The following is a 19,798-nucleotide window of genomic DNA, read 5'->3' as shown; positions in this document are numbered from 1 at the left end:
GTGACGAGCCGCCCATGCCCGGGATGGCCGTGTGAGAAAAACAGCGTTTTCATGGTGATGAATGATGTGGGGCATTGACCGATGATGGGCACGCTCCGCTGCCCATCATACGGGATTTGGCCATGCGAATGTGGTTGTTTTAAAGGGTTCTATACTGCGGATCCCTGGGCCTGGCGGTGGCTGTAGGCTACTCGATTATTTCATCTATCTCTTCCAAATGTTCCCAAGCCTCTTGGACAGAAACAGTCGGAATCGTAAAATGAGGTTTCGAAAGATCGTTGATATCTCTTCCTGTGCTGGCAGCACAAGCATATACAACCATGTATAAGCCTTTATGGATGGCTTCTATCTTGGAATTGTAAGCCTCAATTGTTATATCACCCGCCACAAGCTGTGCGCACAACTCTTCAGATTTCTTTTTGATATTCACAGCAATCTTCTTTTCTTCTTTGGACGGGCAACACTCGCTAAAATCAAATTCAATGTCTGCTTTCACAACACCGACGTTTGCATTTTTCACATCGACGGCACTCATTTCAGGTCTCACCTTGAGACTGTTCATGCAACACGCAGTAAGACAAACCGATACCAGAATGACTAAAATGACATGTTTCATTTAACGCCTCCATTTAAAATTGATGATGAATGCCACAAGTAACCGGTTGTAGACCAATCTTAAATTCGCTCAGGCTCTCGGTAAAAAATAAATTATTCAGGTAAGCAGTAATGATGGTTCGTCGCCAGTGGCAGGTGAGCCACTTATAGCTTTAATAGTCATTTTTTTCCAGGCAAAACAAAACATTGCGAGAGATAACAAAAAATCCCATGACAAATTCCCACCACAAGAAAATACCAGATCCATGGAAAGAAAAGTGAGGACGGCGATAGAAGGGTGTACTGGTTTTGAACGGTATGGGTAAATGATCCATGACAGGCACTCTCCGCTACTCGTCATACGGAGGCGTGGTGCGAATGTCTTTGGTGTTTGCGGCATCATGTCAGGGGAGGGGAGAACATGCCCGGCCCCCTGCGGCATTGTTTTGCCTCAGCAATGTGCCTTTCAAGGGAAACTAAAAAACCATCTCCTCAATTCGTCTTGTTCAAAAAAGATTGAAATAATTTCCATATGGTTTAATATAGCCCCTCATCCACAACATAGCTTCTTTTGTAAGCGCTTGTAATCTTTCATAAATTCGTCGAGATATGTGTTGCAGGACGGGAAACCTGATTTGCCAGAAATGGACGGCCTATCTCATAACTATTTATAGGAGGATTTATGCAAATGGGTAAAGATAGGCTGAAACGACTCATTCGGGCCGGACGTGGCCTTGTTCCGGCACACAAAGTCGTACGAGGCGGTCAGCTGGTCAATGTCATGTCCAGTGAAATCTACCCCGCAGACGTGGCCATCTATGATGAGATCATCGTCGCCATCGGTGATGTGACAGACTACATCGGCGAAGAGACCGAGATCATCGACGCCACCGGCAAGTACCTTGCACCCGGCCTCATCGACGGGCACCTGCACAGCGAGTGCAGCAAACTCAGCATCACAAGCTTTGCAAAGGCGGTGGTTCCCTGTGGAACGACCTGCATCGTCTCCGGCCTTGACGAGTACATCTCCGTGTCGGGGATCGAAGGCCTGAAGGAAGTCTTTGCCGAGATCAAGGAAAGCCCCTTGAAAGTCTTCTGGGGAGCCCCGTACAAGACCCCGTACACCTTCCCCAAATCCACGGTATCCTACAACTTCACCGAAGAGACCCACAAAGAGGTCCAGACGTGGCCGGAGTGTTTCGGCGTGTGGGAGACGGTCCGCGAAGCGGTGATCGAAGAAGACGAGGACACCCTGGGAGCCCTGGCTGTGGCCCAGGCCAACAGGATGCCCATCTTCGGATGTGCCCCCATGGCCCGCGGCAAGGACCTGAACGGTTACCTCTGTGCCGGTGTCCGCCTCGACCACGAGAGCTACGATCATGAAGAGGTGGTGGAAAAGATGCGAAACGGCATGCACATGCTGATCCGCGAGTCGTCCGTTACCCATTTCCTGAAAGAGAACATCCGCGCCGTCACCGAGGTGAACCCCGCCTTTGCGCGCCGCGTGAGCTTCTGCACCGATGATGTCACGGCAACGGATATCCTGGAGAAAGGGCACATGGACCACGTGGTCCGCCTGGCCATCAAAGAGGGTGTCGATCCCATGACCGCCATCCAGATGGGCTCCATCAACAGCGCCGAGGCTTACCGTGTGGACCACCTGGTGGGCTCCATCACCCCGGGCAAGCTTGCGGACATCCTCGTGGTGGACAATCCCGAGACCTTCAACGTCGAGGCGGTGATCACCAACGGCAAGCTGGTCTCCAAAGGCAGGGACCTGACTTACGAACTGAACGCTCCCAAGCGCAGCACCGTGCTCTCTAGCGAGCTCAAATGCGAGAAAACCACCCAGGCCGACTTTGAATACCGCGTGGACATGGAAGAGGGCACCGCAGAGGTTCTCTCCATGAACGTGGTGGGCCCCTTTGTCCGCAAACGCCGCGACGTGACCTTGAAGGTTAAGAACCACATCGTCCAGCCCGATACCGAGCAGGACGCCCTCATGGTCTCCGTGGTGGAACGGTTCGGCCGCAACGGCAACAAGTCCTTGGCGTTCTGCTCCGGCTGGAAACTGAAGAAAGGAGCCATGGCTTCTTCTGCAGCACCTGACGACAACAACATCGTGGTCATGGGCGCCGATGCAAAGGACATGTCCATTGCCGTGAACCATCTCATTGAAAACGGCGGCGGCCAGGTGATTGTTGAAGGTGGAGAAATCATCGAGTTCCTTGCCCTGCCCGTGGGCGGCATTGCAAGCGACCTGGACGCAAAGGAGATCGCGCATCAGGAGACCCTGCTCAACAAGGCGGCCCAGGCCCTTGGCTGCGACCTGCCCGAGCCCCTGATGTACATGTTCTTCCTGCCCATTACGGCGATCCCCGACTACGCCATCACGGACGTAGGGCCTGTGGACTGCATCGCCCTTGAAACCTTTGACCCCATTCTTGGCCTTACCCCGGCGAAGTAGGGGAGGAAACCCATGAAAAAGACAGAGCTGAAAAATTTGATCGATGTGGCCGCAGGCCGCGTTGAAGCCGACCTTGTTATCAAAAACGCCAAGGTTGTTGATGTATACAACGGCACCATCGTGGAAGGCGACATTGCCGTCACAGGCGGCCTCATCGCCGGTGTGGGCGAGTATGCCGCCGCCAACGAAGTGGACGCCAAGGGCCAGTACGCGGCCCCGGGGTTCATCGACAGCCATATCCATATCGAATCATCTTATGTAAGCCCGGAGGAGCTCGGCCGCCTGGTGGTTCCCCACGGTACCACCACCATCATTGCCGACCCCCACGAGATCGCCAACGTCTGCGGGTTTGATGGCCTGGATTACATGATCTCCGCATCCAAGCTCACTGCCCTGGACGTACAGATGATGCTGCCCTCCTGCGTGCCGGCAACACCCTTTGAGCACGCCGGCTGCACCATCGACGCCCAGGCCATGGAAGAGCCCATCAAGCGTGACGAGGTCCTGGGCCTCGGCGAGTTCATGAACTTTCCCGGCGTTGTCAACGGCCTGGATGATTCCCTGGACAAGCTCCTGGTGGCAAAGCGTGCGGGCAAACCCGTTGACGGGCACAGCCCCGGCGTCTTCGGCAACGACCTCAACGCCTATGCCGCCGCCCGCATCCGCACCGACCATGAGTGCGCCACCGTGGAGGAGATGCACGACCGCATTGCCCGCGGCATGTACGTGCTCATGCGCCAGGGCTCTGCCTGCCACAACCTCAAAGACCTTCTCAAAGGCGTCACCGCCGCCAACAGCAGGCGCTGCCTGTTCTGCGCGGACGACTGCCAGCCCAAGACCATCCTCAGCATCGGTCACCTGGACAACCACCTGCGCATCTGTGCGGAGGAGGGCATCGATCCCATCATGGCCATCCAGATGGCCACCTTAAACGCTGCGGAGTGCTACGAGCTCACCGACCGAGGCGCCATCGCCCCGGGCCTGAAGGCCGACATCGTGCTCTTTGACAACCTGAGCGATTTTGCCGTTCAAAAGGTATGGATCGACGGAGCCCTGGTGGGAGACGGCGGTGCCTACCTGCCCGAGGTCACGCGCCACGACATCTCCGCCACCAAGGGTCACTTCAAGGTCAAGGAGTTCTCCAAAGAGAAACTCTCCCTTAAGATCAACTCCGACAAGGCCCACGTCATCCAGATCCTGCCCGGCGGCGTGGTCACCGAAAAAGGCGTTGAAGAGATCTCCCGCACCAGCGACGGCGAATTCCTCCACAACCCGGACAAGGACGTGGTGAAGGTGGCCGTGGTGGAACGCCACCAGAACACCGGCAACGTGGCCGTGGGACTTCTCCGTGGCTACGGCATCAAGCAGGGCGCCATTGCCCTGTCTGTTGCCCACGACTCCCACAACATCATTGTGGTGGGCGTCACCGACGAGGACATGGCCTTTGCCGTGGAGTCCCTCATTGCCCAGGGCGGCGGCATTGTCCTGGCCAACAACGGCGAGGTGGTGGAGAGCATGCCCATGCCCATCGCAGGCCTTATGAGTGACCAGAGCGGCGAATGGGTGGAAGAGCGCCTCACGGCCATCCACGAAAAAGCCCATGAGGTGTTGTCCGTCAGCGGCGATGTGGAGCCGGTGATGACCCTCTGCTTTATGTCCCTTGCCGTGATCCCGGAGATCAAGCTCACCGACATGGGGCTGTTTGATGTGACCCGTTTTGATTTCATTTCCATTGAAGCATAAAGGACTGGCTTAAAAAGATGAGTACGAAGTTACCCTTGTTCTGCAAAGGCGATATTGGCGGCCTCACCTACATCCTGGCCAACAACATCGTAAACTATATCATTGTCATTGCGACCCTCTCCGGTGTCCTCGGATGGCCGGACGAGATTGTCTACGGACGCGTGATTCCCGGCCTCTCCATGGGACTCCTGGTGAGTGGTTTCTACTATGCCTACAACGCCTGGCGCCTGGCCCAGACCGAAGGCCGCACCGATGTCACCGCGCTGCCCTCGGGTGTGTCCACGCCTGCCATGTTCGTTATCCTCTTCGGCGTCATCATGCCGCTGCACTACGCACTCGGCGACCCTGAACTGGAGTGGTCCGCAGCCGTTGCTGCCTGCTTTATCGGCGGGTTCATCGAGTTCCTGGGCGGATTCATCGGCCCCTGGCTCAAGGAGCGTATTCCCCGTGCAGCCCTCCTCGGCACCGTGGCCGGCATCGGCTTTATCTGGATGTCCACCCAGGGCGTGTTCGACCTCTACAGCGATCCGTTGGTGGGGCTGCCCATCCTGGCCGTGGCCGTCATGGGCGTGTTCGGCGGGTACCTGTTTCCCAAGCGCATGCCTCCCTTTGCGGTTGCCATCGTAGGCGGCATTGTGTACGCCCTTGTCCTTGGCCGCACCTCCATCGACTTCAGCGGCATCGGCTTCTACACCCCCAACCCTGTTCGAGCCTTTGACGCGCTGCTCAACGGGTTTGCCGTGGTGCTGCCTTACCTCTCCGTGATCATTCCCATTGAGGTCTACAACTTCATTGAGACCATGGACAACGTGGAAGCTGCCAACGCTGCTGGGGACAACTACAACGTCCGCAACGCACAGTTCGCAGACGGCGTGGCCACAATGATCTCCGCCCTCTTCGGTGGTGTGGTTCCCAACACCGTATGGTTGGGCCATGCCGGTCTCAAAAAGGCCGGGGCCTGCATCGGGTTCTCCTGGCTGGGCGGGCTTCTCCTGGGGCTTTCCGGGATATTTGGTCTGTTCACTTTTTTCAGCGCCCTGGTGCCCCCTGCGGTGGCGGCCATCACCTACCTCTGGTGCGCAACCATCATGCTGGCCCAGGCCTTTAAGGACTGCAAGCCCAAGCACTACGCCGGTGTGGGCATCGCCATGGTTCCCCCCATCGCCGATTTTCTCTACACCCAGGTAACCGGCGCCGTGGGCATCTCCGGTGTCTGGGCCGAAACCCAGGCCTCCGGCCTCGCAGGCTACGGCTCCAAAGTCACCCAGAACCTCATGGAAGCAGGCGTCATGTGGAACGGCGTCCCCGCCGTGAAAGCCGGTGCCATCATCATCGGCATCATCCTGAGCAGCTTCGTGGTGTTCATCATCGACCGCCGCCTGGACAAAGCCGCCATCGTCTCCTTTGCCGCAGCGGGCCTCTCGGCGTTCGGCTTTATCCACAGCGCCATGCTCGGCTTCTTCCCCACCTCCGAGTTTGTCCTCGCCTATGTGGTCATGGGCTGCGTCTGCTTCGTCCTCCACCTGGGACGCGGCAAGTGGTTCGACGCCGAAGAAGATTTTGATTATGTGTAACGGCTCCGGTGCTCCGGCCGTGTAACGCCCGGGGCCAGAGCTCAGAATAGAAGATGAAAACCCAAACGCCCTTCGGCTTCGCGCCGAAGGGCGTTTGGTGTTTGTGGGGGAGGGGTTAAGGGCGGCTCAATTAAAAACACCCGTGCAGCCAAACCGAAAAAGGCGTAAGGCCGCACCCAACGAAAACCGGACGCCGACGATGAGTCATACCGCCGCGAGCTTCGACAGTAGTCGATGTACCGTAGGGTGCGCCGTGTGCACCGAAAGGCATTCAACAAACCGAGTTTAAACGTTTTTTAAAAGACACCCGTGTAACCGAAACCGCCAAAGCCGTAAGGCCGATGGCCCTCGTTACGTCACGCGGTGCGGGGGCCGCACCCAACGAAACCCGGACGTTGACGGTGAGTCATACCGCCGCGTGTTTCGACAGTAAGCGATGTGCCGTAGGGTGCGCCGTGCGCACCGAAAGGCATCCAACAAACCGAGTTTAGACGATTTTTTAAAAGGCGCCCGTGTAACCGAAACCGCCAAAGGCGTAAGGCCGATGGTCCTCGTTGCGTCAAACGGTGCGGGGGCCGCACCCTACAAAAACCGAACGTCGACAATGAGGCATACCGCCGCGTGTTTCGACAGCAGACGATGTACCGTAGGGTGCGCCGTGCGCACCAAAAGAAATCCAACAAACCGAGTTTAAACGATTTTTTAAAAGGCACCCGTGTAACCGAAACCGCAAAAGGCGTAGGGCCGATGGCCCTCGTTGCGTCAAGCGGTGCGGGGGCCTAAGAACTCAATAAATATTCCGAAAAATATATTTCCGAATGATCCGGCTTGTAGCGGTGGACAATTTCCGTGTGATTTTCTTCAAAAGGGAAGAATCCCTTTTTGCCAGATGGTCAGAAACAATCTTGTCTGTTGTGTCTTCTAAAATCGGTAAGACTTTAAAATCTGCGAGGCACGACATGGCTTCCTCATACATTTACGGTTAAAAGAAGCATCCGTCACGGATCGTATCGACGCGCCCAATCAATGAGCACGGCAATCGCCATGCGTCAACACGTATATCCTTAAATGAATACCAGAAATCAATCTCCATGCCCATCAAACTTATTTAAGCCACAGAAAATATAATCCCGGCCGTCCGGCTAAACGATCCATACTGTGTATCTGTATAAAACGGGGAGGGAAGGGGCATGGGGCCGTAAGGCAACCCGCATGCCCCTTTCCTTTTCCATCAGGCCAGGGCCTTGTGAAGGGATTTTTCTTCCCTGGGCAGGTAGGTGGAAAGGGGGCATGACTGGCACTCCCCCTCCCGGTGTATCTTTTCATAGACAGATTTCAACGCCTCGTCGCCGGTGACATAGAAATGATCCTCGCCGATGGTCTCCAGAAGATGGGTTCGCTTCAACACGTCGAAGACCCTCTCCTTCACTCCACTGAAAGAGACGTCCCGATTGCTTTCACGGACGGTCTCCACCAGAATGGCCAGGGCCTCTTCCCCTGATGCATCAATGTCGTTGATTCCGCTGGCTTCGATAATGACATGCTTCAAATCCGGCTTTTCGGCGATATACGCCAGGACCTTGTCTTCAAGGTAGGTGGCGTTGGTAAAGATCAACGCCCCGTCAAAACGGACCACGGCAATGTGATCGCACTCCTTGAGCCCGTATTTTTCCGCGCTCTTGAGGGAATCATCATGGGATCGTGAAAGAAGCGCCACCTGGGGCCTGAGGCTCTTGAAAAGAAAAACCAGAAAGGTCATGCCCACCCCCACATAGATGCCTTCTTCCAGATTGGGGGCAAAGTAGAGGGTGCAGACAAAGGTCACCACGGAAATCACGCCGTCGGCCCGCTTTGCCTTCCACGCATGGACAAACCCTCGCACATTGATCAGCCCGATGACCGCCATCATGATCACCGCCGCCAGCACTGCCTGGGGAAGATGGTAGAGAAGGGGGGTAAAAAAGAGCAGGGTCAGGGCCACCATGATGCTGGTGACCACAGAGGAGATCCCGCTCACCGCGTTGGCCTGAAGGTTGACCGCAGAACGGGAAAAAGACCCGGAGACCGCGTAGCTCTGACCAAAGGCGCCGATCATGTTGGCAAGGCCCTGGCCGATGAGCTCCTGGTTGGGATCAAGCTTCTGTCCTGTTTTGGCAGCCATGGCCTTGGCGATGGCGATGGCCTCCATGAACCCAAGCAGAGAGATAATCACCGCATAGGGCAACAGCTGAGCAAAAGCCGCCAGGTAGCTGCTGTTCTCCGGTGCGGAAGGAACACTGAATTTCAAGCCCCGGGGGATCTCTCCCACAACGGCTCCGGCACCGATCATCTCAATGGCGTCGTCTGCGATGACCCGGTTTTTTACCCGGATGCGCCATGTGCGGCCATCGGTCTTCATGCCCGGTGGCAGGGTATCGCTTACGTAGAATCCGAGCTCGCCCGCCGTCTCGTGCGGGGCAAGGAGGTGCACCCGTCTCAGGGCTTCGCGCTTTTGCCGGGAGGCCTCTTTGAGCCCCTGGATTTCCGCGTTGATCATGGCCAACCTGTAATCGAATTCAAGCTGTTCCGAGGAAGGCGCCCGGGGCGTCACGCCCTTAGGCAATTCCTTTCGCCCGTTGTTCAGCGTTGCCCGTTCCTCAGCGAGGCGTTCAATGGATCGGATGTCATCGTTGAATGCGGCAATGGTCTCAAGGACCTCAGGGGCATGGATGTCGGCCGTCGTCACCACCTGATCGTTGTTGAAATGAAACGCCTTGGACAGGACAATGGTCAGGGCCACGGCCACCAGAACGTTGGGAACCTTTGGCGCCACGCGTTTGAGCACCAGCATGACGGCAATGGCAAAGACGCCCAGGCCCAGGGTGGGCAAGTGGGTGTAATGAAGGGCGGACTGAATAACATGGATAATGGTCTGGTAGTGATGGGGAGCCTTGTCCACATACACACCGAAGAGCTTTGAAAACTGGCTGGATGCGATGATAATGGCCGCAGCATTGGTAAACCCGTTCACCACAGGATGGGAGAGAAGGTTCACCACCAGCCCCAGGCGAAGTGCCCCCAGAAGAAACTGAAAAATCCCCACGGTGAGAGCCAGGAGCACAGAGTAGGCGATGAACTGGGCACTCCCTGCGGTGGCCAGCGGTTCAAGGGAGGCCGCGGACATCATGGAGACAATGGCCACCGGCCCTGTGGCCAGCTGGCGGCTCGACCCGAACAGCGCTGCGATCATGGGCGGCAGGAATGCCGCATACAGACCGTAATACGCCGGAAGCCCGGCAAGCTGGGCGTACGCCATGGACTGCGGTATCAACACCATCGCAACGGTGATACCGGCCACGAGATCGGTTTTGAATGTGCCTGAATCGTACGCCTCGAACCATGATAAAAACGGAAAAATCCTGGTTAGCATGTGGGTTTTCCCCCTCTACAGTGGAGCGTTATGGTTTGGCAAACGGTGGTCCCCGTCTGCTTACGATCCTGTACAGATATCCACCAGAAATTAAGCAAATCACCAGGCACAACAAGACAAGAATCCCCCTTCACCATCCGGGGCAAATTATGCTTACCAAACAATGAATTAACATACGTACTACACCAAGACAAGAACGGGGTCGCAAAAGCGACATATCAAAAAGAGGAATTAAGTAAGGTTGATATGATGTTATCGGGGGCTGCGGCCGGTGGCCCGCATGACACAAAACGGCACGTGCAGTCTAACGAGTTCCCACAGAGCACGAAAAATCGTAGGGTGCGCCGTGCGCACCGAAAACCTTCCAGCACACCGATATTGAACAGGTTTTCAGATCAGGCCAGTAAGGCAGAATCCATGGCGTGTAAGGCCCACGGCTCCAAACCGGGCCCGTTATCGTGTTGCTACAATCAGGAATAAAATTGGAACGATAACAATCAGCACATCAAAGATACCATGGAGCACAGAAACAACCATGTGTAGACAGAAGCCATAGCCACTGAGTTTACTGTCCAGTTCAATGAGACAAAAAGAGCCATACATCCAAAGATATACAGGAATCTCCAGCCAAGACTATAATGTTTAATTTTCGTGACATTTTCCATAATGGGACAGGGTAGTTCTGAAAGAATAGAAGTAAATAACCCCAAGGATTTACCACAAAAAAACTATTGACACGGTAAAAATATGAAATTAGGCTGGGATGTAATAACTAGTTATTACGACGTTTTTGGAATTCATGATGCGACCCGACAGGATGCACCAACATCCTGCCAGGCCTGACCAAAACAACCTTCTACGGAGGTCGTCATGGCTACACGGTTTTTTACACCACACCCATCCCCATTTCAAGTCGTATTTTCCTTCAACCGCGCAACGTTGCGCATCTTTCCCCTGCTAAAACGGCGTTGTACATTCCCGCGGGGTAGTGATTGGTGAACAATGCGCAGGGAGCATGCCATAGCGGACTGATAAGCCATAACCGCTGTTGACGTATCTCTCAATGCGATCTCTGTTTACTTATCCTCAATCACCCGCGGTGTGCCCGGCGACTCCACGGTCCGGATATTTCTCGATTTTTCCCATGAAATATCCGGGTTGACCAGGGGTGCGCCGTGGGTGATCGGGGCGATCCATCTCTACCCATGGAGATCCACTTACGATTCACACCCAATACAGGGGATTCACCATGACCTCACCAAACAGCCTGCCCGGCCCCGGCATGTTTTCAGGGTCGGAAATCTCTGAACTCTGCGATGCCATCAAAGACGTTCACCGCCTCCTCACGTCCGTGGGAGCTTTATTTTCCGAACTGGAGAACGCTGAGGCCCCGGGTGGAAACGGCCTCCAGATCGATTTCAAAAAATGGGGGCTTCGCACCATCACCGAAGATCTTCTGGAACGGCAATACCAGGCCGTGGATCAAATCGTATCGTTTTATCGGGAAGAGCAGAAAAAAATGATCAAGAAGGGGAGGGGATAGACATGTTTGAGGCCCTCGGATCCCATTGCGTCAGGCGGTGCGGGAGCCGACAGGCCGGAGGAGCTCCGTTACGTCAAACCACGCTCGAGGTTTAACGGTGGGCCATACCGCTGAGAATCGTTTCGATTTCACGCACCACCGCCCTGCATTTCTGCTCGTCAAGGGCATCGGGATGGGGTGAGGCGAACCGGCCCACGTCGTTGTCGAAATATGTGCCGGAGGCATGGGCGAATTCTTCGGAAAGGGCGGCACGGCAGAGAATGTCCGCGCCGATACCCAGGTCGGCGCCGTCTCTGCCATAGGCTTCTTTCACCATCTTGCTGCCCAGAAAGGAGCGGGGATTCACCGCAATGACGGACGGCCCTTTATCCCTGAGGGAGAGGGCCATGTGGCGGGACCACATGGTCAGGGCCAGCTTGCTCTGGGCATAGACAGCGCCGTCGCCGAGCCGACTCGGGCCATGGAGCGCCTTGGGGGCAAGGGAGGCCTGCGCGGCAGACGAGAGATTGACCACCCGGCCTGTGGCGCCCATCAAGGGAAGCAGGCGCCTGGTCAGGAGATAGGGTGCAATGGTGTTGACCGCAAACCGGATGTCCAGCCTGTCCGGCGTCTCGGTTTCAGGTGCTGTGAACACCCCTGCGTTGTTGATCAGCACATCAAGGCTGTCGTGGGCCTCCAACACCGCTCTTGCCATGGTTTCCACATGGGCCAGCCGGGAGAGGTCCGCAACATATCCATACATTGGCCCCGCACCGGGCAATGCAGCCAGCACCTTTTCAACCGATTCAAGCTTGGCAGGGTTGCGCCCGTGCAGCAACAGGGTGTGGCCGTCCGAAGCCAGCATCCTGGCCGTTTCCAGGCCAATGCCGTCGGTGGCTCCGGTAAGGAGAATGGTTTTCGGTTCCATGCTTCCTCCCGATCTTCTTGGGGCGCATTGGCTATCATGCCGCCCCGGTGGGTTGCGTGGACGATCAGGTCACCCGAAGGACCTGATCCCAGCGCGTGGTGTAGGAAGGGGACTTGTGGTTAAACCGGGTGTGCCAGGCCTTGGGGGCCAGGCGGCTTGCGGCGAGCCCGGAAGAAGCGTAGCCCACGGTACGCCGCCCCATGGATGTGTTCAGGGCGTCCACGGTTTTCATCAGGGCCGAAGAGCGGGTGCGGTCCATGGTATCGAAGAGAAGCTGCTGTTCCGCGGCTTCCCGGGTCAGCTCCCGCATGTGGACCCCGAGTTTTTTGAACGGGGTGTTCTCCCGGTAGATGGTGTCAAAGGCTTTAAGGGCGCCCTTGATGATCTCCGGACTGTCCGAGGTCGTGGTCGGGAACCGGAACGTGGCCGTGTTGTAGTAGAAATCGTCTTTGCGGAACCTGCTGCTCATGGCGTAGACTTCCATGGAGCCTGCCCGGAGGCCGTCTTTTCGAAGCTTTTCAGCGGCCCGTTCGGCATAGGAGGAGAGGGCCTCCCGAAGTTCCCGGAGGTCATCAATGCCCCTGACAAAGGTGCGGGATACACCGACCCCTTTTTTTGTGGGCGGATTGGCCTCCAACGGGTAGCAGGAGATCCCGGAGAGCTCGTCCATGATCCGGGTACCGTTGATCCCCATGCGTTTGCGGATCATGGCCCGATCCGCCTTTGCCAGGTCCAGGGCTGTGTTGATCCCCCGAACCTTCAGGAATTTTGCATACCGCCTGCCAACGCCCCACACCTTGCCCACCGGCGTGGCCGCAAGGGCCCGTTCATGCCAGACCGGATCACAGATATCGCAGACCCCGCCAAGGCTGGGGCATTTTTTGGCAAAGCCCGTGGCCACCTTGGCCAGGGTTTTGGTGGGCCCCACACCAACGGAGACCGGGATGCCCGTGTTCTGCGTCACGGTTTGGGCGATGGTGCGGCACAGGCCGGGAACATCTGCCGCCCGGAATGTGGAAAGGTCCAGAAAGGACTCGTCGATGGAGTACACCTCAAGGTCCGGCACCAGCTGGCCCAGGGTGATGGTCACCCGTCGGGACATGTCCCCGTAGAGGGCGTAGTTCGAGGAGAAGACGGCCACGTCGTGCTTTTTGAGCAGGGCCTCCAGAGTGAAGACCGGAGCCCCCATGCCGATGCCCAGGGCCTTGGCCTCGTTGGAACGCGCCACAGCGCATCCGTCGTTGTTGGAAAGGACGATGACAGGGCGACCCACAAGGGTCGGGTTGAACACGCGCTCGCAGGAGACGTAAAAATTGTTGCAGTCCACAAGGGCAAAACGGGCCATGGGTGCCTCGATAAAGGTGATGGTTCGGGTTCCTGATGAGGGATACAATCACAGAATAAAGGCTCGGGCAACCTTTTGGAAGGATTTGTTACCCAAGGCGGCCCCGCCCCATGATCTCTGCGGGTCTTGGGCATTGTGTGGCACGGCACATGATGTCATCAGAACAACAGCAGATCACTTCACAACTATCAGGCATTATCCTCCAGAACATTTCTCCCTTCGGCAGTCGGAATGGCAAAACCCATAATATGGGCAAGTGTCGGCGCAATGTCCACAAGCTCCATCCCGTTGATGTCTTTATTCTTAGGAATGCTCACCCCTTCAAGAAAAAAGGCGGCCCTCATCTCGGGAAACGTTTCTGAATAGCCGTGCTGAGCCATATAGGTGGGTTCTGATTTAAAGTAGTTTCCCTGAGTCTGCTCCTGTATTTCATAGCCCGGCTTGGTTACAAGAACATAATCGAATTCAGATACGCCTTTTCTTTTGGCAAAGGCTTGCTGACCGGTCATCACCTCCATGATTCCGCTGTCCTCATCTTCTTGAAGCCGGTTCAATATTTCCTCTACCTTCTCTCTGACGGCGCTGTCATCGGAATGTTTCAGCTTGATGTACCCTGATCCGCCTGAACGCTGGCACCATGCCTTCCAGTCCGAGACATTGCCACTTTCATCAAGCGAGATTAACCCCTCCCGGGTAAAAAGTGTATTGGGCCTTATATCTCCGATATTGTCCAGCATTCCATGGTCCGAGACCACGCACACAACAACATTACCGCCGGTCATTTCATGGATCCGGCCAATGAACGCACCCAACATCTGATCGATCTTTTCCAGGGCCTCCAAGGCCTCCTTGCCGTAGGTTCCCACCTCATGGGCCACGGTATCATATGCAGCAATGTATGTTGTCAGAAAAAAGGGGGGGGTTCCGGCGCCGGAGGCTACCTTATTTTCAAGTAGCCATGATGAGAATTCCAGACGTTTTCCATCTCCTTTAAGGCTCAGATCCGTTGCAGGGTATTGCCCCATTTCTTGTTCCGCTTCCCTGACCAGGCCCTGAGGGCGGCTTACCGCGTCAAGTATTTTACTGTCCAGATAGGTTCCGTCCCTCCAGTACTCGGGAATATTATAATCCGCATCCGCTCCTACGGATGTCGGGAATCCCACGTTAACTGAGACATAACCATTTTTCCCGGCATAGTGCCACAGGTTTTGAACCCTCTCGCTGACAAACCAGTTGTACGCTTTAAGGTGCTTTCCTTCAGGATCAAAGACATAATTGGTATGTATTCCGTGGGTGCCCGGATGGGTGCCGGTGATGATGGACTGGTGACAGGGATACGTAAATGTGGGAAAAACGCTTTTGACGCCGCAGGAGGCATGAGTGCCGTTCTCCACAAAATATTTGCGAAGGTTGGGTAAATTCAGCCCGAGACGATCGGAATCGAAAACGAATTCAGACTTTACGGCATCTATTGATACCAGCACAACGCTTGGTCTTATCGTTTTATTCACTTTCACCACCTCTTAGATGTGTCCTCTGCAAACACGGTTTAAAATGTGCTATTAGACGAAACCAAGGGCCATCTGTAACCGTGTGTTGCCTGGCCGTACCTTATAGACACGGACCATTTCAGGTCCGTGTCATATTATTCCTACACGTCAGGCAAATGCTTCCTGGGCTTCCTTTTGCGCGGCCTCTTTTTTCTTTGCAACCATTTTGCAAAGGATGCTGCTCACAATAACTCCCATCACGGCGCAAGCCGTCATCAAAATGAAAACATGCTTGTACCCGCCAATTCCCGGAGTACGGTCAAGCAGTCTGCCATAGACCGAATACATAAACATACCCGGAGCATATCCGATGAAACTTCCTATGGACATGGCGGCACCGCTGATTTCTCTGGGAACATCCACTTCATCCATGGGGGCGAAAAACACGGCCCTCTGGGTGTATACAATGGCCCCAATACCAAGGGTAACCACCATCCCTACATAGACATTCATGGATTCGTGGGGCAGCAGGATAAATGCCGTCATGGCGACAATAAACGCGATAAAGGCGAGCCTTAAATAGCGTGATGCGGATTTCACCTTTTTGTCTGCCAGCATCCCGCCGATAGGACCGCCCACCATTTTTAGGCCATAGACATTGATAATACCGTATGCGCCGACCAGGGTAACAGGCAGCCCATAGATATCTTTCAAAAAGGGAATAAAATATGTCAAACCGCAGAATACGGAATACACGGAGAAAATGGTGAATGCCACCGTCCAGATCTGGGGGGTTTTTACGGCCTTGATCATTCCGTCAATGGCAAGCTTGTTTCGGCTAACCCCTTTAGCTTGAGCCGCTTCTATCTTATCATCCTCAATCAGGAAATATGAAATAATCCCGACAACAATAACAGTTACGGAATAAAATATGATTGCCCCCCTGAATCCTGCAGCCTCCTTGCCCAGCCAGGCAAATATCGCCAGTGCGCTGAAAGCGACGATGGTGTCGACAACGCCCCTTCCGGCTTCAAGGAATCCGAACATTCTTCCCTGCTCATCTTTATTTCCTAACAACCTTACCGCTTTGAGCAGAACAGGCCAATAGGCCATGTCGCAGACAACGCCGAATAACGCCCAGGTGACAAGAATTCCGGTATAGCTGGGAAATGTCGTCAGGTAGAACCCAAGGCACCCGGTCGTAATCAATGACACAGGTATCAATATCCTTTTTGAGAATCTGTCGGACAGATAGATTGAAAAAATAAAACCAAAGGACGCCACAGTTCCCCAAGCAGACATGGCGTTACCTATTTGGGTATGCGTCAGGTTGAAATATTCCTGCATAGGGACATAAAATGCATCTTTCAACGATGCAAGTTTATATATTGTTCCCCCACCAAGAACCAGAACCATAAATCTAAACCATCTGTTTACCTGCTTATCTCCCATTATCCTCCTCCTCTTCTGGTAAATTCAGAGGTCCCCACCTCGGGTGGGGGGACTCCCCAAGTTTGACAGTTCCACCAGTGGAAGTAGTCAACTTTACTAAAAAGTTTAACGGCTCATAAGATAAGTACCGTCACAGTCGGGGTTTAGCTGAGCTATGGGTTCATAACCAAAAACGCACATGAAAAAATTAGTATTCGTAACCGTTTAGTCTATTTTTTTCATCGCATCAGAACATTACAAGCACTTGCACCCAATCCGAATAAATCGAAAAGTCAAAAGGAATCTAACTGGCGGTAGTGCATTCCATATCCCGGTAAACCTTGTATCCGTCCTTGTGCTAACAATATTAACTATTACAGAGTAACACACAGCAACTTACGTGCCGGCCACATAGCAAAACACCGTTCCTGCCTTCTCAAAAACGGCCAGACAAATCTATTCTCTAAAAAAATCAAAATATTAATATCAGAAATATATGTTGCTCTTTTTTTGTTTTACACTCTGGGCAAGAAAAGCCTGACAAATATATTTGTCTATATGTTGATCCAAAGAATGAAATGACAAATATATTTGTCGTATATATTGACAAATATATTTGTCATTCAGGAATAAACAACCGATATGCCATTTTCTTGCGAATCATACGTTTAATGAGGAGTCGGGGTGAAATACGTGGTCGGCCCATGTCCCTTTTTGAAAGAGTTCTCGATGAATTTGTTGTTCATTCGTAACTATTCAGCTGCTGGGAAAGGACCGATCTGTTCGGCAGGAAGGAAGGAAGGAAGGAAGGAAGGAACTGGAAATAGGGAAGGGGAAGCAGCACGCAATAAAAAACCATAACAGCTATATATTAAGCGTTTTTTACAAAACCCACGGTTTTCTGCTCGATTTTCTCAGCCTCCGGGCGAGCCGAGTTCACCCATCTTCTTCGTTAACAGAGCCTTGAGGTAAACCACTACATCTGCAGCTCTGATGCCTTGAATATAGGTGCACTCGACTCGTGAACTATCCGGGATAGTCTGACCACATGACCCCACGATCCAAAAACAGGGGACGGCAACAGCCGTAGCGTATTCCATGGAGGCTTACCTTAATAATAAGGCGGTGGCCCTTGTTTATTATGCGCACCGGGACGTCCCGTCTGTCCCTGTTTGACATATCGCACGCCAGTGCGTAGAGTGTCAGAGCACGATGGAGGGCATCCAAGCCCTCACAAGGTCCTGCATAACCATGTACCCATTTAAAAATACTTTGGAGACCACACATGCTGAAACCTCTCACCAGACTCCTTGCCACCACCTCGGCATGCCTCATGCTTATGGCGGGTGGAGCCGGGGCCATGGAGATCGCTTCCGTCAATGACGAAGCCATCACCCTCAAGGAACTGAACTACGCCGTCCAGACTCTTCCGGAGTATCGGAAGCTCCAGCAGGAGGTCCTCAAGCGCGTTATCATCAACACCCTCTACTACCAGGAAAGCGTAAAAGCGGGAATCAAGGTGGAAGAGAGCCTTGTGACCGAAAACTATGAGAAGCTGAAAAACAGGTTCAGCGGCGACAAGGTAGACTTCGACAAGCTCCTGGCCTCCCAGGGCAAGACACCGGCAGACATCAAAAACGGCATCCGCAAGCAGCTCATGGTCCAGGCCTTTATGGAGCAGCTCGATAAAAAAGCCAACATCGTGGTCACCGACGAGGAAGCCCGACTCTTTTACGATGAGCAGCCCTCCCTCTTCAGCACCCCGGAGAAGGTACGCGTCAGCCACATCCACATCGCACTTCCCGCCGACGCCACCGACAAAGAGACCAAAGAGGCCCTTAAAAAGATCCAGGACGTGGAAAAAGAGCTGGACGCCGGCAAGCCCTTTGCCGAGGTTGCCAAGGCCAAATCCAACGCGGTGGACGCCAAGAACGGCGGGGATGTCGGGTTCATCACCAAAGACTCTCCCGTGGCCAAATCCCTGCTGGATGCATCCTTTTCCCTGAAAAAGGGTGAGCGCAGCGGCATCGTCAAGTCCCTGGACGGCTACCACATCATTGAAGTGACCGATCGCAAGGCGCCCTCCACCATGGGCTTCGACGAAGTCAAAAGTTCCATCAAGAACAACATGACCAAAGAACGCCTGCAGATCCAGCGCGCCTACTTTGAAAAGTCCATGGCAGACAAGGCCGACATTAAAATCTACCTTAAATAGAAAGGAACATACATATATGAAACGAAGTGTAATCAGAGGCACCGGCCGTTGTATCCCCTCCCGATGCGTCACCAACGATGATCTTTCCAAGATGATGGATACCAACGACGAGTGGATCCAGCAGCGCACCGGCATCAAGACCCGTTACTGGGTTCCGGAAGGAGAGATCGTCGGGGCATCCGACCTTGCCCTGGAAGCAGCCAAAAAGGCCCTGGCCACCGCCGGCTGGGAAGCCGAAGAGCTGGACCTGATCATCTTCGCCACCCTGAGCCCGGACATCTTCTTCCCCGGCTCCGGTTGCCTCCTTCAGGCCAAGCTGGGCCTCTCCGAGACACCGGCCCTTGATATCCGCCAGCAGTGCACCGGCTTTATCTACGGCATGGGCACGGCAGACGCCTACATCCGTAGCGGCATGTACAACAAGGTCCTGGTCATCGGGGCCGAAGTCCACAGCACCGGCCTGGACAAGACCACAGCCGGTCGTGACGTGGCCGTGCTCTTCGGAGACGGTGCAGGCGCCGTCTGCCTGGAGGGAATCGAGACAGAGAAGAACATAGGCATCCTCGGCACCATCCTGAAGGCCGACGGCAAATTCGCCGATAAGCTCATGCTGGAGCTGCCCGCCTCCAAGTACCCGGAGCGTATCAACGCCGAGCTGCTCAAGACCGGCGGCCAGTTCCCCACCATGGACGGCACCCGTATCTTCAAGCTGGCCCTCCGCAAGCTCCCCGAGGTCACCCGTGAGGTTCTGGACCAGGCCGACATGACCCTGGACGAGATCGACATGGTGATTCCCCACCAGGCCAACCTGCGTATCAACGAGGCCTACCAGAAAACCCTGGGGCTCCCCAGCGACAAAATCTTCAACAACATCCAGAAATACGGAAACACCACCGCCGCAACCATTCCCATCGCCCTGGACGAAACCATTGAGCAGGGCCTCGTGGACCCCGCATCAAGCACCGTCCTCTTCTCCGCATTGGGCGCAGGGCTCACCTGGGCGGCCATGATCTACCGCTTCGGCGAGTAGCAGCCGCTGCCGCAAGGCACTTGACCAAACAAAAAAACGGAGCCGCTTTT

General features: G+C 54.6%; 13 protein-coding genes. 7 read left to right on the top strand and 6 right to left on the bottom strand.

What is annotated here, in order from left to right:
* Nucleotides 1-187: 187 nt before the first annotated feature.
* Nucleotides 188-616 carry a hypothetical protein gene (locus ACOYW0_RS24180; protein WP_482416280.1) on the bottom strand — a complete coding sequence of 143 codons (429 nt, stop codon included), beginning with the start codon at nucleotides 614-616 and terminating at the stop codon, nucleotides 188-190.
* Between the two features lie 666 nt (nucleotides 617-1,282).
* Between ACOYW0_RS24180 and ACOYW0_RS24175 the strand changes: the two genes are divergently transcribed.
* From ACOYW0_RS24175 to ACOYW0_RS24165, 3 genes are read left to right on the top strand one after another with little or no spacing between them, the layout of a single operon-like run.
* On the top strand, nucleotides 1,283-3,061 hold the full coding sequence (locus ACOYW0_RS24175; RefSeq protein ID WP_482416279.1) for an adenine deaminase: 1,779 nt from the start codon (nucleotides 1,283-1,285) through the stop codon (nucleotides 3,059-3,061).
* Nucleotides 3,062-3,073: 12 nt separating this feature from the next.
* Nucleotides 3,074-4,804 carry an adenine deaminase gene (ade, locus tag ACOYW0_RS24170; RefSeq protein ID WP_482416278.1) on the top strand — a complete coding sequence of 577 codons (1,731 nt, stop codon included), beginning with the start codon at nucleotides 3,074-3,076 and terminating at the stop codon, nucleotides 4,802-4,804.
* A gap of 17 nt (nucleotides 4,805-4,821) precedes the next feature.
* Entirely contained in the window at nucleotides 4,822-6,378 is a 1,557-nt protein-coding gene (locus tag ACOYW0_RS24165; protein ID WP_482416277.1) for a hypothetical protein, read from the top strand.
* 1,231 nt (nucleotides 6,379-7,609) lie between these two features.
* Here ACOYW0_RS24165 and ACOYW0_RS24160 read toward each other — a convergent pair.
* The gene (locus ACOYW0_RS24160; RefSeq protein ID WP_482416276.1) at nucleotides 7,610-9,787 is read right to left on the bottom strand and encodes a SulP family inorganic anion transporter; all 2,178 of its coding nucleotides are present in this window, start codon (nucleotides 9,785-9,787) and stop codon (nucleotides 7,610-7,612) included.
* A 1,249-nt stretch (nucleotides 9,788-11,036) separates the two neighbouring features.
* Here ACOYW0_RS24160 and ACOYW0_RS24155 point away from each other — a divergent pair.
* Nucleotides 11,037-11,330: a hypothetical protein gene (locus ACOYW0_RS24155; protein ID WP_482416275.1), complete on the top strand. Its 294-nt coding sequence runs from the start codon at nucleotides 11,037-11,039 to the stop codon at nucleotides 11,328-11,330.
* Between the two features lie 91 nt (nucleotides 11,331-11,421).
* Here ACOYW0_RS24155 and ACOYW0_RS24150 read toward each other — a convergent pair whose 3' ends face one another.
* The 4 genes from ACOYW0_RS24150 to ACOYW0_RS24135 form a co-directional block, all read right to left on the bottom strand.
* Complete coding sequence (locus ACOYW0_RS24150; RefSeq protein ID WP_482416274.1) at nucleotides 11,422-12,237, bottom strand: SDR family NAD(P)-dependent oxidoreductase; 816 nt, start codon at nucleotides 12,235-12,237, stop codon at nucleotides 11,422-11,424.
* Nucleotides 12,238-12,301: 64 nt separating this feature from the next.
* Nucleotides 12,302-13,582, bottom strand: coding sequence for a Y-family DNA polymerase (locus tag ACOYW0_RS24145; RefSeq protein ID WP_482416273.1), 1,281 nt, complete (start codon nucleotides 13,580-13,582; stop codon nucleotides 12,302-12,304).
* A gap of 188 nt (nucleotides 13,583-13,770) precedes the next feature.
* On the bottom strand, nucleotides 13,771-15,093 hold the full coding sequence (locus ACOYW0_RS24140) for an alkaline phosphatase family protein (protein WP_482416272.1): 1,323 nt from the start codon (nucleotides 15,091-15,093) through the stop codon (nucleotides 13,771-13,773).
* A 147-nt stretch (nucleotides 15,094-15,240) separates the two neighbouring features.
* Complete coding sequence (locus ACOYW0_RS24135) at nucleotides 15,241-16,524, bottom strand: MFS transporter (RefSeq protein ID WP_482416271.1); 1,284 nt, start codon at nucleotides 16,522-16,524, stop codon at nucleotides 15,241-15,243.
* Nucleotides 16,525-17,187: 663 nt separating this feature from the next.
* Here ACOYW0_RS24135 and ACOYW0_RS24130 point away from each other — a divergent pair.
* The 3 genes from ACOYW0_RS24130 (at nucleotide 17,188) to ACOYW0_RS24120 (ending at nucleotide 19,748) form a co-directional block, all read left to right on the top strand.
* A complete protein-coding gene (locus ACOYW0_RS24130; RefSeq protein ID WP_482416270.1) occupies nucleotides 17,188-17,364 on the top strand; it encodes a hypothetical protein in 177 nt (58 codons plus the stop codon).
* A gap of 424 nt (nucleotides 17,365-17,788) precedes the next feature.
* Nucleotides 17,789-18,718, top strand: coding sequence for a foldase protein PrsA (locus ACOYW0_RS24125; RefSeq protein ID WP_482416269.1), 930 nt, complete (start codon nucleotides 17,789-17,791; stop codon nucleotides 18,716-18,718).
* A 16-nt stretch (nucleotides 18,719-18,734) separates the two neighbouring features.
* Entirely contained in the window at nucleotides 18,735-19,748 is a 1,014-nt protein-coding gene (locus ACOYW0_RS24120) for a 3-oxoacyl-ACP synthase III family protein (RefSeq protein ID WP_482416268.1), read from the top strand.
* Nucleotides 19,749-19,798 lie beyond the last annotated feature (50 nt).

This window comes from Desulfoluna sp. HI9BLuna, assembly GCF_056829775.1.
Note: the sequence above shows the minus strand (reverse complement) of the source record. Positions and strands in the feature narration are given on the sequence as shown.

What these genes read in the sequence shown, in the direction of transcription:
- ACOYW0_RS24135 (WP_482416271.1), bottom strand. Translation starts at nt 16,524, where the DNA reads ATGGGAGATAAGCAGGTAAACAGATGGTTTAGATTTATGGTTCTGGTT.
- ACOYW0_RS24155 (WP_482416275.1), top strand. Translation starts at nt 11,037, where the DNA reads ATGACCTCACCAAACAGCCTGCCCGGCCCCGGCATGTTTTCAGGGTCG.
- ACOYW0_RS24120 (WP_482416268.1), top strand. Translation starts at nt 18,735, where the DNA reads ATGAAACGAAGTGTAATCAGAGGCACCGGCCGTTGTATCCCCTCCCGA.
- ACOYW0_RS24150 (WP_482416274.1), bottom strand. Translation starts at nt 12,237, where the DNA reads ATGGAACCGAAAACCATTCTCCTTACCGGAGCCACCGACGGCATTGGC.
- ACOYW0_RS24145 (WP_482416273.1), bottom strand. Translation starts at nt 13,582, where the DNA reads ATGGCCCGTTTTGCCCTTGTGGACTGCAACAATTTTTACGTCTCCTGC.
- ACOYW0_RS24125 (WP_482416269.1), top strand. Translation starts at nt 17,789, where the DNA reads ATGCTGAAACCTCTCACCAGACTCCTTGCCACCACCTCGGCATGCCTC.
- ade (WP_482416278.1), top strand. Translation starts at nt 3,074, where the DNA reads ATGAAAAAGACAGAGCTGAAAAATTTGATCGATGTGGCCGCAGGCCGC.
- ACOYW0_RS24180 (WP_482416280.1), bottom strand. Translation starts at nt 616, where the DNA reads ATGAAACATGTCATTTTAGTCATTCTGGTATCGGTTTGTCTTACTGCG.
- ACOYW0_RS24160 (WP_482416276.1), bottom strand. Translation starts at nt 9,787, where the DNA reads ATGCTAACCAGGATTTTTCCGTTTTTATCATGGTTCGAGGCGTACGAT.
- ACOYW0_RS24175 (WP_482416279.1), top strand. Translation starts at nt 1,283, where the DNA reads ATGGGTAAAGATAGGCTGAAACGACTCATTCGGGCCGGACGTGGCCTT.
- ACOYW0_RS24165 (WP_482416277.1), top strand. Translation starts at nt 4,822, where the DNA reads ATGAGTACGAAGTTACCCTTGTTCTGCAAAGGCGATATTGGCGGCCTC.